General features: G+C 71.4%; 11 protein-coding genes. 4 read left to right on the top strand and 7 right to left on the bottom strand.

Annotation, left to right across the window (positions count from 1 at the left end; genetic code table 11):
- Positions 1-41 precede the first annotated feature (41 nt).
- From BCD49_RS29980 to BCD49_RS41210, 3 genes are all read right to left on the bottom strand, one after another.
- Positions 42-1,142, bottom strand: coding sequence for a hypothetical protein (locus BCD49_RS29980; RefSeq protein WP_007512593.1), 1,101 nt, complete (start codon positions 1,140-1,142; stop codon positions 42-44).
- Positions 1,139-1,735, bottom strand: coding sequence for a SigE family RNA polymerase sigma factor (locus BCD49_RS29975; RefSeq protein WP_007512595.1), 597 nt, complete (start codon positions 1,733-1,735; stop codon positions 1,139-1,141). Before BCD49_RS29975 ends, BCD49_RS29980 begins: the two co-directional genes overlap by 4 nt.
- A 121-nt stretch (positions 1,736-1,856) precedes the next feature.
- Positions 1,857-3,062: an ROK family transcriptional regulator gene (locus BCD49_RS41210; protein ID WP_083401778.1), complete on the bottom strand. Its 1,206-nt coding sequence runs from the start codon at positions 3,060-3,062 to the stop codon at positions 1,857-1,859.
- A 45-nt stretch (positions 3,063-3,107) separates the two neighbouring features.
- Between BCD49_RS41210 and BCD49_RS29965 the strand changes: the two genes are divergently transcribed.
- Positions 3,108-4,343 (top strand): MFS transporter, encoded by a 1,236-nt coding sequence (locus tag BCD49_RS29965; protein ID WP_007512599.1) that lies wholly within the window; start codon positions 3,108-3,110, stop codon positions 4,341-4,343.
- A gap of 102 nt (positions 4,344-4,445) precedes the next feature.
- Here the strand turns inward: BCD49_RS29965 and BCD49_RS29960 are convergent, their stop codons facing one another.
- Together BCD49_RS29960 and BCD49_RS44365 are read right to left on the bottom strand one after the other, a co-directional pair.
- Complete coding sequence (locus BCD49_RS29960) at positions 4,446-4,721, bottom strand: hypothetical protein (protein ID WP_007512601.1); 276 nt, start codon at positions 4,719-4,721, stop codon at positions 4,446-4,448.
- Positions 4,722-4,865: a hypothetical protein gene (locus tag BCD49_RS44365; RefSeq protein WP_007512603.1), complete on the bottom strand. Its 144-nt coding sequence runs from the start codon at positions 4,863-4,865 to the stop codon at positions 4,722-4,724. It lies immediately after the preceding gene.
- A gap of 435 nt (positions 4,866-5,300) precedes the next feature.
- On the opposite strand from BCD49_RS44365, the gene BCD49_RS29955 reads away from it, so the two are divergent.
- The 3 genes from BCD49_RS29955 (at position 5,301) to BCD49_RS29945 (ending at position 11,370) form a co-directional block, all read left to right on the top strand.
- On the top strand, positions 5,301-5,852 hold the full coding sequence (locus BCD49_RS29955; protein ID WP_007507067.1) for a DUF3592 domain-containing protein: 552 nt from the start codon (positions 5,301-5,303) through the stop codon (positions 5,850-5,852).
- A gap of 134 nt (positions 5,853-5,986) precedes the next feature.
- The gene (locus BCD49_RS29950) at positions 5,987-7,300 is read left to right on the top strand and encodes a thymidine phosphorylase (protein ID WP_007507069.1); all 1,314 of its coding nucleotides are present in this window, start codon (positions 5,987-5,989) and stop codon (positions 7,298-7,300) included.
- Positions 7,301-8,070: 770 nt separating this feature from the next.
- Positions 8,071-11,370, top strand: a complete 3,300-nt coding sequence (locus BCD49_RS29945) for a CHAT domain-containing protein (protein WP_158072974.1) — start codon at positions 8,071-8,073, stop codon at positions 11,368-11,370.
- Between the two features lie 112 nt (positions 11,371-11,482).
- Here the strand turns inward: BCD49_RS29945 and BCD49_RS29940 are convergent, their stop codons facing one another.
- The gene (locus BCD49_RS29940) at positions 11,483-11,848 is read right to left on the bottom strand and encodes a CATRA system-associated protein (RefSeq protein WP_106410201.1); all 366 of its coding nucleotides are present in this window, start codon (positions 11,846-11,848) and stop codon (positions 11,483-11,485) included.
- Between the two features lie 97 nt (positions 11,849-11,945).
- A complete protein-coding gene (locus BCD49_RS29935) occupies positions 11,946-13,556 on the bottom strand; it encodes a CATRA conflict system CASPASE/TPR repeat-associated protein (RefSeq protein ID WP_027140597.1) in 1,611 nt (536 codons plus the stop codon).
- Positions 13,557-13,639: the final 83 nt, after the last annotated feature.

Below are 13,639 nucleotides of genomic sequence, written 5' to 3'. Positions count from 1 at the left end.
GTCGTTGTCCTCACCAACCTCGCCCGCGCCGCCGACCTCGACTAGGGATTCGTGAGGGTGCCGCCCCCGGTCAGGCTCTGGGCGTTCGAGCCGGGGTCGGTGGGCGGCACATAGTCGTAGTGCAGGCGGCCCGAGGCGTCGATGGTCAGGCGGGCGGGCGGCGGAGCGCAGCCGTTGTTCCCCGGCAGCTCCTCCAGGTAGATCTCGGAGCCGTCGGCCGCGGCCGACAGGAGCTTCATCTTCCCGGAGCAGTTCAGGTGCAGCAGCACGCCGATGACCGTTCCCTGCTCGCCGCCGGCGATCTCGAGGGCTACGCGCCGGGGCGCGGCGAGATCGCTGCGCGCGATGTCGCCGGACCAGACGTGGATGAACGCCTTCGGGACCACCTGGATGGGTTCCTCGCCGGTGAGGAAGGGGGTGAACTCGGCGCCGTTCCACCGCCAGACGAAGGTACGGCGGGTGATCAGCCCGGGCGTGTCCCGCGCGGGTGGGTAGTCGACCGCGGTGACGAGCTCGTTGCCGATGGCACGGACCTTCCGGTCGGCGAACCCGGTCGGAACCTGGCCGTTGACCGCGGGCGGGCTGAGGGTGGCGAGCAGCGTGCGGTCGTCGCGATAGACCTGAACGAACGAGGTATCGACGGCGGGGCCGCCCGGGTCGAGGTGGCGGCAGTACAGAAGGACAGCCGCGTAGTCGGCGGTGGACCCGGCGACGAAGCGGCCGGTGGCGGAACCGCCGAACACCAGCAGCACGCCCTCGCCAGGACCGTCGCTGGTCGTGCCGGATACCAGCCCGCCGCCGTGGCGGAGCGTCACTCGCGATGCGCCATCGCCCGCGGCGCACCGCGCCGGCGGGTCGACGGTGGTGTTCGCCCAGTCCAGACCGGCAAAGGTGGAGCCAGTGTCCGCGGGCGCTGGCCGGCTGTCGCGCTCAGCCCCGTCGGTGCGGAGGGCGACCGGTAGCGAGACACCGACCGCGACCACGACCACGACCGCGGCCATGGCGGCGAGGGCCCGGGTCCGCCGACGGCGGCGCTGGACGCGGTGACGGACTGCTTCCGCCAGTCCAGGGTCGACGGACGGGTGGCCGAGCCCGGTCCGCAGGGTGGCGCGGACCTCGTCCTCGAGGGGAGTTGTGGTCACAGCGTGTTCCTCCCGCGCGGTGTGTTCGCCCCGGCCGGCTCGTCGCCGGGCGGGGGGTCGGCGATGTCGACCAGGTGGTGGCTGTCGCGGAGCCTGGCAAGACCGCGGAACGCCTGGCTGCGGACGGAGCCGATCGAGCAGCCGAGCGCGGCCGCCACCTCGCCCTCTGGCAGGTCGTGGAGGTAGCGCAGCACGATGACGGCCCGCTGACGGGGTGGCAGCGACAGGAGCGCACGGACCAGCCCGTCCCGCTGGGTGAGCCGGATGGCGTGGTCGAGCAGGTCGGGGCCGGCGGGCTCATGCTCGGCGAGCAGCGGCACCTCATGGCCCCGGACCCTCAGCCGGCGCCAGCGGCTGGTCGCGGCGTTGGCGAGCGCCCGGCGGACGTAGGCCTCCGGGTTTCCTACCCAGACCCGGTTCCAGTGGCGATAGGTGCGTTCCAACGCGCCCTGCAGCAGATCCTCCGCCTCGCCCCGGTGACCGCCGACGAGCCACAGCGCGGTCAGCAGCAGCCGGTCCCCCGACACGGCGACGAACCGTTCGAAGGTCCCCTCCGGGTCGTCACCGTCGTCCCTCTCCCGGTCGTCCAGCACCTCGGCCGCCTCCAGTCGCTCCGCTCCCTGCGCCGTCGCCCGCGTCAACGCGACGGAGCCGGCGCGCTATGAGTGGAACAACAAAGGATGAAACGGCCCGGGGCGGCGTGGTTCGCGCCCGCTATGGGACACGCAGGCGGGTCGGGTCGGGCAGGCCGTAACGCGCGTTCAGTACCTGCATCGCCGCGCCCGCCGCGATCACGTCGGTGCCGAGGCTGGTCAGGGTGACGTTGACGGTGAGCCAGTCGGCCCGGGGAACCTGGGTGCGCACGGCCCGTTCCACGGTCTGGTGGTAGACGGCGCCGTGGCGGAGCAGGTCGGACCCAGCCAGGACGACGTGGCCGAGGTCGAGGGTCTGCAGGAGGTTGATCACACCGGTCGCGAGCACGGCCGCGGCCGCGGCCGCGGCCGGATCAGTGGCACGGTTGTGGACGGCCTCCAGGCAGCCGTGCCGGCCGCAGACGCACGGTGGGCCGTCGAGCTGGACGACGGTGTGCCCGAACTCGCCGGCGTTGGTGTGCGTTCCACGGTGCGCCGCACCGCTCAGCCAGAGTCCGGCGCCGATCCCGGTCTCGACCAGGACCAGGGCGGCGTCGCGGAATCCGGCGCCGCATCGCCAGGCTTCGGCCGTCACTCCGGCGGTGACGTCCTTGTCCACCAGCACCGGCAGGCCGAGCCTCTTCTCGGCGAGATCGGCCAGCGGGACGTCGTGCCAGTGGCGCAGCCCGTGTGCGTCGCGGACCATGCCGCTGGCCTGGTCGAGCGGACCGATCATGCCGATTCCGACTCCCACCAGCCTGCGCCCGAGGCGGGTCGCCGTTGACGTACCGGTTTGGTCGGTGGCGCTCGCGCGGGTGGCTTCGAGGCCTGGCCGTGGTTGCGAATGTCCCGCGGCAGGTGGCTGGGCCGGCTTCCGTTCCGGGAACAGGTGGTGCTCGGTGGTCATGCCCTCGACGCCGGCAGCGAGGTGGGTCAGCAACTGGTCCGGGGTGAAGTCGGCCGGCAGCGACGTGGTGGTGGAGGCGCGGACCGTGCCAGCCAGGTCGGTCAGGGCGAGGCGCACGGCGCGCCGGGTGACGTGCGCGCCTATCGCCCAGCGGCTGTCCGGCACCAGCCGGTAGACCGTGGCCGGCTTGCCGAGAGCCGGGCGGCGCACCCCGGCCGGGACGATCACACCCTCCTCGACCAGGCGGGCCAGCACCTTGGACACCGCCTGCGGGGTCAGGCCGGTGACGTCGGCCACCATGCCGCGCTCGATCGTCGGCGTGGTCCGGGCCAGCGCGATGACGAGAGCCTCGTGGTAGTCCCGCAGAAAGGACAGGTGCACATCGTCACATTACACTAAAGCAACAGCGTTGCTATAGTCGCCGGCGTGGATGATCTCAGCCCTCGGCGCCGCTGGTCGGCGCTGCTCGCTCTGGCCCTCGGCGCCGTCGCGATCGGCCTGACCGAGTTCGCGCCGGCCGGGCTGCTGCCACAGATCGCGCACGGAGTGCTCAAGACCGAGTACTCCCGCTCCCCGTCGCACGCGGTGGCACACGCCGGCTGGATGATCACCGCGTACGCGCTGGGCGTGGTGGTGGGAGCGCCACTGATCGCCGTGCTCGCCGCCCGAATGCCTCGCAGGCGGCTGGTGCTGGGGCTGCTGGTACTGCTCATGCTCGGCACCGTCGTGTCGGCGCTGGCCCCGACGTTCGAGCTGGTGCTGGTGGCCCGGTTCGTCGCCGGTGTGCCGCACGGCGCGTACTTCGGGGCGGCCGGGCTGCTGGCCGCGTCGCTGATGGGGCCGGGCAACGAGGGACGAGGGTTCGCCGCCGTGCTCAGCGGGCTGACGGTGGCCAACGTGGCCGGCGTGCCGCTGGTCACCTGGCTGGGGCAGGCGGCCAGCTGGCGGGTCGCCTACCTGGCCATCGCCGCGGTCTTCCTGCTCGCGCTGCTGGCCGTGGCGGCCACCGTGCCGGAGACGCCTGCCGCCGGCGGGTCACCCGCGGCCGAGCTGCGGGCGCTGCGCCGACGGCAGGTGTGGCTGGTCGCCGTGACCGCCGCGGTCGGGTTCGCCGGATTCTTCGCCGTGGACAGCTACATCGCGCCGGTGACCACCTCGGTGGCCGGTCTGCCGCCCGGCACGGTGGCGTGGGTGCTGGTCACGGTCGGGCTCGGCATGACCGTGGGCAATGCGCTGGGCGGTATGTACGCCGACCGGAACCTGCACCGCGCCACACTGCTCGGCTTCACCGGCATGATCGCCGCGGTGGCCTTCTTCGGGCTGGCAGCGAGCACCGCGGCCGGGCTGTTCACGGCCGCCTTCCTGCTCGGCGCGACCAGCCTGTTCCTGGCCCCGGCCCTCCAGTCGCTGCTGATCGCCGTGGCGCCCGGCGCCCAGCTGATGGGGGCGGCGGTGAACCAGTCGGCCATGAACATCGCCAACAGCCTGGGCGCGGCCGTCGGCAGCGTCGTGATCGCGGCCGGCCTGGGCTACCGTGCCCCCGCCTGGGTCGGCGCGGCCCTCGGCGCCGTCGGCCTGACCTTGGCGACGATCAGCTTCGCTCTCGACCGCCGCGCCACCGCGAGAACGATCGGACCGGTTCCCGAGCCAGTGTCGCGGTGACCCGACGACGCAGCCGCTGAACGCCCAGCTCGACATGCGTCACCCCATACGCGGGCGTCTCGCTGTCGAACAGCGTCCGCGCAGCCATCGGGACGTCGCCGCTCAGCTGGTTTCGTAGTAGTCCGCCACCGCGCGGGACCAACGCTCGACGTTGAAGTTCTCGAAGTCTCCGGCCGCCTCGCACTCGAGGAGGTATTCGAGCGCCCTGGCCGCGTCCTCGGAGTCCGCCCATGCCGCCGACGGGTGGGCCTTCGCCTCATCGAGGCCAGCGCCGCAGAGCAGCTGGACATCGATCGAACAGTGCGCGTCGAAGTTGGTCTCCTTGGCCCCCCAGACCGTCAGGACGTCCGCCAGCGCGCCGGCGTTGAACAGCTGCACTCAGCCCACCCGCATCAGCTCGACGTCGGCGTCCCAGCCAAGGTCCGTCTCGGCACCCACCATGTCCCGCACCTCGCCGAGATCCATCGCGGCGGGCCGCAGGCCATACCGCCGGACCCACACCTTCCACGACTCCTCATCCACCGCGAGGCACCTCCCGTCACGTCACGGTCCGGCCGAATGATCGCTACGCACGGCCCGGGTCGGTCGGCCTGCGAGTGCGCAGGGCTGACGGTGGCCGTCCTGCCCCTCATGAAGCCCCACAGTGGCCCTCGCCGGGTAGCGACCTCCGGGCACGAGGGTCGCCTGGCTGAGCGCTGAGGCCCGGCGCCCTCCCGGACGGGGTCGTGACGTGCACGTTGGAACGGCCCCCCTCGCGCCCCAGCCGACCCACTGGAGTAACGGCGACGCATTCGGGCAGGAGATCCGCCCGCGCGGTCCGCGCGCGGACCGCGGTGTCCGGTGCCGGATACGTCACTGTCCGGCAGCACCTGGACGGTTACGATCTACCTCCGCCCATAAGCACACATGTCGGTGATCGACACAGCTCACCGTCCGAGCATGGGACGGTGAGCTGTCGTGCCGCCATACACCCCCACCGGCAGCGGCGACAGGCCGCGCTCGTTCACCCGGCGGCTCGCCGCCGCCCGGGCGCGGCGAAGGTATCGCCGGCGCGGGTGGATGTCGCTCTCCGGGGTGGGAGAGGCACTGTTCGGCCTGGTCTGGATGGGGCTCGCGGTGCTGTTCCTGGCGGTCGCGGTCTGGAACGTGGTCGACATCGTCGAGCTGCGGTCGAACGGAATGCGGACGACCGGCACCGCGCTGCGCACCTGGACCGAGACCTACACCTCGACCAGCACGGACGCCAACGGAAACACGACGACGACCACGACGACGGACGAGTACACGCGGGTCCGCTTCACCGACCAGGACGGCGCCACCCAGATCGAGACGGTCTCGGGCAGGCACAAGCCTCCGTCGGCCGTCGCGCTCGTCTACCACCCGGGCGACCCTCACTCGGTCCGGGCGGCCAGCGAGGTGACCAACGTCGGTCTCGGGCTGGCCGTCTTCCTCGTCGTCTTCAGCGCCGGCTTCGTCCTGTTCGGCATCGCCCTGGCCACCGACTGGTGACAGCAGTCCGGCGGCAAGGATCGCATGGGCCTGGGGYGCAGGAAGTCGAACCAGGTGGTCACGGTCCGCTCGGGTGCGGGCTCGCGATGCCTGCCTCGCCCAGGATCTCCCAGACCGGCGTGGAGACTGAGTGCATGAATGCTGACGCCTCGGCGCGCGCCATCGACGCCGTCGTCCGCACCAGGATGGGGAGCGCCCTGGCCGCGGACGAGATCGAGCGGCTTGTGGCGGACTTCGTCGCCGGTCGGATCCCCGACTACCAGATGTCCGCCTGGCTGGCGACGGTGGCCTGTCGAGGACTGTCGCGGGCGGAGACCGTGGCCCTTACCCGGGCCTACGTGACCGGCGGTGAGACGCTCGACTTCGCCAGGACCGGGCGGCTGGTGCTCGACAAGCACAGCACCGGCGGCGTGGGCGACACGGTGAGTCTCGTCGTCGTGCCGTTGGTCGCGGCGTGCGGGGTGGCGGTGGCGAAGATGAGCGGACGCGGCCTGGGCCTCACCGGAGGCACGATTGACAAGATGGAGTCCATTCGTGGGCTGCGGCTGGAGCTCGACGCCGACGAGATCTATCGCCTGGTCGACCAGGTGGGGATGGTCATCACCGGGCAGAGCGCGCGCCTGACCCCCGGCGACAAGGTGACGTACGCGCTGCGGGACGTCACCGGAACGGTCGACAGCCTTCCGCTGATCGCGGCCAGCATCGTCAGCAAGAAGATCGCCGTGGGTGCGCATGGCGTGCTGTTCGACGTGAAGACGGGTGCGGGTGCGCTGCTCCCGGACCAGGATCGGGCGCTCGACCTGGCGCGGCTGATGGTCGAGGTCGCCACCGGGGCCGGCCTGCGTTGCCGGGCCGTGCTGACGGACATGAGCCAGCCGCTCGGGTACGCGGTCGGCAACGCGCTCGAGGTGAGCGAGGCGCTGGACGTGCTCAGGGGACGGGAGGTGCCGGGGCTGACGGAGGTGTGCCGCACGATCGCCGCCCTGATGCTGCGCGGCGCCGAGCCGGACCTCGCGCCGGAGGCGGCCGAGCGGAAGGTGAACGCGGTCCTGGCCAGCGGCGAGGGCTACGAACGGTTCCTCCGCTGGGCGGTGGCGCAGGGAGCCGAGCCGGACGCGCTGGCGGAGCCGGGCGGGCTGCCCACCGCCGACTGTCGTGAGCAGGTCGTCGCCGACCGCGAGGGCTACCTCGAGGACATCGACCCACGCGCCATCGGCACGGCCGCGATTAGGGTCGGCGCGGGCCGGCTCGTCAAGGGCGGACCGCTGGACCACTCGGCCGGGGTCGTGCTGCGCCACCGGGTGGGAGACCACGTGTCGATCGGCGAGCCGCTGGCCGTCATCCACCATCGCCACGGTGTCGAACCGCCCGTCGATCTCGTCCGGGACGCGTTCCGGGTGTCCGAGTCCGCGCCGCCCGGCAGACCGGTCGTCCTTCAGGTCATCTGACGGGCACCGACCGGAGCCTGTAGCGAGCCAAGACCCGATTTGGGGGCGTGGCCTGCGGTTTCACTGTTCGATCGGTGCCGCGCGCGATGATCGTGCCGGCGGTGGCGTCCTGCGGCCGAGGCGGTGCCCGGGCCAGCGAAAGGCGCCGGCGCCGGGGCGGCCGGTCCGGGACGGGGGTGCGGATGGGGCGGCTGGCGCTCGTGCGCCTGCGACGGCGACTGTTGCGGTTCGCCCGGCTGGGCGAACCGTCGTTGGTACTGGCGCCGGAGGCGATGGCGGAGGCGGAGGCCGCGATGGCCGGCCCCMGCCTGCCGGCGACGCGTGGCCACGAGTGTGGTGGTGCACCGCCGGGCTGCTGTCCTTCCTTCCGGTGCATGCGGCAGGGCGGCACGAGACCCGCGCGTCCGCCAGTCCGGAAACGGTGCTCGACCGGGTGGTGTCGTCCTACACGCCCACCGTGCGAGCGCTCACGCACGCCCGCCGCCGCTCCGACCGGCACGGTCCGAGTGGTGGGCGTGCTGGTGACCATGCCCTCGGCACCGGGGCTCGCCGATCTGCCAGGAGCCGAGCTGGAGGCCGAGCTTGTCCTCCCGCTGCTCCCACGCCCGGTCGTCGCATATTCACAGCGGCGGGTGAGAAACAGATCTCCGCATTCCTGTACCGGACCGCCTTCCAGGTGATGGCATGCAGGCATGGGGGTTCGGGCGCGGCTCATACGGACGCAGGAACGGTTGCTCCGGTTTCAGGAACGACTCGATCGCTCGATCGCCGTGGACAGTGCGGCCGGGGCCGGGCGGCTGCTTCGCGAGGGAATTCGACACGGTGACGACCGGAAGCTGGACAAGTCCGTGCGGCTGCTTCGGGAGGCGTTGGCGGCCGGGGGGCCGGATCATCCGGACCGGGCCCGGTGGCTGTCGGATCTCGGCCTCGCCCTGCAGGACCAGTCCGAGCGCACTCCTGGCATGCCTCAGTTGGACGAGGCCATCGAATTGATGAGGGAGGCGGTCACGACCGCCAGGGAAACCGACCCCAACCGCTGCAAATACCTGTCGAATCTGGGCGGCGCGCTGTGGCTCAGGTTCGAATGGGACGGGGGCCTGGAAATCCTCGGCGAGGCCATCGAGACGGCACGGGCGGCGCTGGTCACCGCACCCGCCGACCACGCCGACCGCCCGTCGATCCTGGCCAATCTGAGTATCTTCCTGCTCACTCGGTACGAGCGTGCCGATGGTCTGCCCTATCTGGACGAATCGATCGAGCTGGCCCGGGCAGCGGTGGCCGCCAGCGCCCAGGGTCATCCCGACCACGCCCTGCGCCTGTCCGCCCTCAGCATCACCCTGCGTCGCAGATTCGAACGGGCCGGGGAGCGGCCGGACCTGGACGAGGCCGTCGAACGGGCACGGGCGGCCGTGGCCGCCAGCGCCGTTCGCGGCGCCAACCACCCCAAGTACCTGACGAACCTCAGCAACTTGCTGTGGACCCGGGCGGCGTGGGACAGGAGCCGGGCGGACCTGGACGAGGCTGTCGAGAGGGCCCGGGCGGCATTGGCCGCCACCCCCGAGGATCACACCAGCCGCCCCATGTACCTGTCGAATCTGTCGACCGCTCTGCAGGCCCGGTTCGACCGGACCGCGGTGCTCCAGGATCTGGACGAGGGGGTCGAGGCGGCCCGGGAGGCCGTCGCCGCATGCCCGGTTCACTATCCCGACCGCGCCATGTACCTGTCGAATCTAGGAAACCGGCTGTGGAGCCGGTTTGAACACAATGGCGCTTTGGCCGATCTGAACCAGGCGGTCGAGGCGGGCAGGGCGGCGGTCGCCGCGACACCGACGGACCATGCGAACCTCGCCACCCACCTGTCGAATCTCGGAATCGCCCTGAGTATCCGGTCCGCGCGGACCGAAAGCCAGCAGGACCTGGACGAAGCGGTGGAGACGGACCGAGCGGCAGTGTCCGCGACCCCCGAGGATCATGGAGACCGCGCGTTATATCTGACGAACCTCAGCACCACGCTTCTCCAGCGCTCGGCGAGCGCCGCCAATGCCTCCGACCTGGACGACGCGGTCGAGGCGGCCCGGGCGGCGGTCGCCGCGAGCCCTCTCGGCGGCCCGGGCCTCGCGGGCCACTCGTCGAACCTTGGTATCTGTCTACAGGCCCGCTTCGAGCGGACCGGTGAGCGAGGCGACCTCGACGAGGCCGCCGAGACGATCCKGGCCGCGGTGGCCGCCACCCCCGACGGCCATCCCGACCGTGCTCTGTATCTGTCGAATCTCGGCGACACCCTGCGGCTGAGGTTCGATCGGTTCCGCGCGCGACAGGATCTGGATGAGGCGAGAAACGCCTACCAGGATGCCGCACGGGTCGAGAGCGCCACGCCACGACGAAGGGCCGCCGCGGCCCGGCGCTGGGGACTCGCCGCCGCGACCGACGGCCGGTGGGACGAGGCGGTGCGGGGTTTCACCCTCGCGGTGGAGTTCCTGGGTCTCGTGGCGCCGCGCAGCCTTGCCCGTGACGACCAGGAGCACCTCCTGGAGGATTTCGGCGGCCTGGCGACGGACGCCGCGGTGTGCTGTGTCCACGCCGGACGTTGGGACCTGGCGGTGGAGCTGTTCGAGCAGGGCCGCGGCGTCCTGCTGGGCCAGGCATTGGACACTCGCACCGATCTCACGGCACTGCGCGCCCGTCACCCGGCCCTGGCCAGCCGATTCGTCGCCCTCCGGGACGAGCTGGACCAGGCGGACAGCGTCGCCCAGCCGAGCATCGTGCCCGGCGCCGACGCGGGTGCCGGGACCGACGGTGTTGACGCTGCCGACCTCCGTGCCGTCTGGTCCCGTCGCCGTGACGAGCAGCGCCGCGAACTCGTCGAGGCATTCGGAAAGATCGTCACAGAGATTCGAGCCTCGCCGGATTTCGGCGACTTCCTGCGCCCATGGTCGGTGCACGAGCTGGCGGCCGTCTCGACCGGTGGCCACGTTGTGATCGTGGCGATATCCGCGTTCGGTTCCTATGCGCTGATCGTGAGCGGCGGGGAGGTGCAGGAACCAGTGCCTTTGCCAAGGCTGAACGTCGAGGCGGTCGAGGAACGGGTGGCGGCCTTTGTCGACGACAGGGCCCGGTCGCACGCTGATTCCAGTTCCAGCCGGCAGGCGGAGCAACGACTGTCCGACACGTTGCGCTGGCTGTGGGACGACCTGGCAAGCAGCGTCCTCGCCCGGCTGGGCCTCACGGCGGCTCCCGAGCCGGGCGAACCATGGCCTCGGGTCTGGTGGTGCCCATCGGGACCGGTGTCGCTTCTCCCCCTGCACGCCGCCGGACGCCATGACATGGGATCCGGCATCGCGGAGTCGGTGATCACCCGCGCGATCTCCTCGTACACCCCGACCCTTCGAGCCCTCGCATACTCACGACGTGTGCGTTCCCAACGATCGGCGGGCGACAGCGTCAGTGGCGCCCTGGACAGCGTCGACGGGCACGTCGGTGACGTGGTACCCCGCGTGCTCGCGGTCGCCATGCCCACAACTCCCGACGAGCCCGACCTGCCCGGGGCCGCCAGCGAGGCGGACGACATTCGTAGCCGGTTCCCTTCCGCCCTGGTACTGACCGGGAACGACGCGAGCCGTACGTCCGTGCTGACCGCGATGCGGTCAGCCCCGTCAGTCCATTTCTCCTGTCACGCGCAGGTCGACCCGCTGGACCCCTCTGCCAGCAAGCTGCTGCTCGCAGATCACCAGCAGCGGCCCCTCACCGTCGTGGATGTCGCTCGGCTGCGGTTGGAGGACGCACACCTCGCATTTCTGGCCGCCTGTTCGACGGCGCAGTCGCCTCGTCGGCTGACCGACGAGGCGATACATCTGGCGTCCGCGTTCCAGCTCGCCGGCTACCGCCATGTGATCGGTACCCTCTGGCCGGTCAACGACGTATACGCCGCGAGGATCACCCGCCGCGTCTACGACGGGCTCGCGGCAGGAGAGGGCGTCGCCAACGCCGTTCATGACGCGGCGCTTCGTATGCTCCAGGAGCAGTATTCACGACCGTCAGCGTGGGCGTCGCACATTCATGCCGGACCGTAACGAGACCGACGCTGACGTTCGGTCACGCGTCACTGTCACCCCGATGGTCGGTGTGGAGCTCGCTCAGGTGACCCCCGTCCTCGGGATCGCCGTCGGCGCGGGTGGACCCTGCTCAGCGCTGGCCGGGCAGGTCCGGCTGGCGAGCAGGCTCGGTGGCGACCTCCAGCAGGGGCTCGCTCAGCGTATGGACCAGCGTGTTGAGGCGTTCGCGAATCTTCTCGGGCGGCGGCGCGACGACGGGACCGTCGACGTTGCTGACGTTCCTGGTCGGGGCGAGGACAATCAGGTCGTCCACGGCCCTGCCGAACGTGGTGGAGTCGCCAGCGTCCAGCGCCGCTTCCAGCAGAGAGAGAAGCCCGGCCAGGTCGTCCCACTGTTGCCGCGGGAGACGCCAACGGGGCGCCATGCGGAGTGTCAGCAAGGCTTGGCCCCGAAGCTCGGCTGGTACTGGCGACACAACAGCGCCACTGTCCCCCATGGGCTGACATGATAATGGCTCTTCGCGGCTCTTCGCGTCCCGGCTGACCATGGTTCCGCGAGTCGTGAGAACCAGCTGGGCCGCTTGCAGCGGGGGATCACAAGTCTGCGACGGGGAGTCCAAGATGTCTCGCCGCGGCCCGGAAGTCTTCGTTGTACGGGTAGCGCTCCAGAGCGGCCTTGACGAGCCGGCGATGCGGGTCTGCCACCCTGCCGTTCTCGAGCTCGTCAAGGTTCGTCGTCCAGGCAGCGAGCGCGCCCGACGGGCCGATCTGGGCCTGCAACGACCTGTTCAGGCCCACGGCCTCCAGCAGCTCGACGGCGCTCTCCGGCCGGTAGACGGCCCTCGCCAGCGCCTTCAGCAGGTCCTGACGAGCTGAGTCCTCAAGACGGCGCGGAACGGACGGGGGCGTGGACGACCCAGGTCGCGGCGCCGGCGGGCGCGGCGGTGGCCGCTCGGGGGACGGCGGGCCGTCCGCCGCGGCGAGCTCGGCGGTCGCGCGCGACCGGGTCAACGAGCGTTCGACATAGCTGTGTTCGTCGGCGAGCGACTGCGCGAAGAGACGGGCCATCGCCACGTCATCGCCGAACAAGCCGGCGGACGGGTCGACAGGCACCTCGGCCTTGCGGGCCTCGGCCAGGTTCGACGTGGCGATGTCGACGGCCTGGGCGAGGTCTCCGATCTCCGCGGACTGCGTGACCAGGACCGCTGCGGCGGCTCGTGACCGGCGCCGCAGGTCGTTCGCCGGGTCGGCGCGCTCATCCACCTGGGCCGCCGCGGCGTCGGCCGCCGTGGCCCGGGGAGCCTCCGCCAGCAGCCGGGCGAGTGAGCCCGTGATCCCGTCCAACACGGCGCGGGTCGCCCGGACCCGACGTCCGTCGTCCCAAAGCCGATTCAGGTAACGAATCTTCGCCGCCTGCAGGAGGTAGTAGCCCAAGGGCGTCATCTCGGCCGTCCCCCGCGACCAGGCCCAGGCGCTCAGCCCGTTCTCCCGGCTGCGTGGGCCTATGACAACGATCCGCCGCCGCTGCCGTCCCTCGGGGCAGTCGGCGAGCTCCCATACGGCATAACCCGACCGGGTCGCGGCGCCACGGGTCACCCAGTCGTCACCGATGTCGGCCGGCAGGGAGGTCAGCAGTGCACGGGCAGTCGCTGCGTCCGCCGCTACCGGCTGCCCGTCTGTGTCGTCCATGAGCCCGAGGTACGCCCGGGCGCTACCCAGCAGCGCCGCGTCCGGCGCGCCGATCGACGGATCGGCCCATTCGGCCGGATCGGCTTTCTGGCCACCGACGGGAACAGCCGTGATCGTTTCGGGCGGCCATGGTCCTGTCTGCGTGGACCAGCGTTCATCCAGCTCACGCCACCCCCGCGCCCCTGCCGGAGGCCCCAGCCGAACCGTGAGGCTCAGCACCTCGTGGTGTAGCCGCAGCAGCGCCTCGCCACGGCCGGCCTGCGCGTCTCGGCCAGCCTGGGCGCTCAATACCCGGCCTGTCGGCGGCAGGCCGGTCGTCGCCGACAGGCCGGTGAGGTTGTCCGGCAATGTGTCCGGAGCGCCGATCGCGCCAATCGCCTGATCCATACCCAGGCGAGCCCGGCACGCGTCCCAGACAGTACGCAGGTGGTCGAACGCGTCCGAGGCGCCCGGCCCGCCAAGCGGAGCGAAAAGGTAGACGACCAGCACCGGGTCGACCAGYGGCCGCGCCGCCACCGCTTCCGGTTGTGCCTGCGGTCGGTCAGTCATCGCTGCCCGCGGGGCAACACGGCTCCCTTGCCGCCCAGGATGAATCCGGC

The organism is Pseudofrankia sp. EUN1h (genome assembly GCF_001854645.1).
Classification (GTDB): Bacteria; Actinomycetota; Actinomycetes; order Frankiales; family Frankiaceae; genus Pseudofrankia; species Pseudofrankia saprophytica.
Note: the sequence above shows the minus strand (reverse complement) of the source record. Positions and strands in the feature narration are given on the sequence as shown.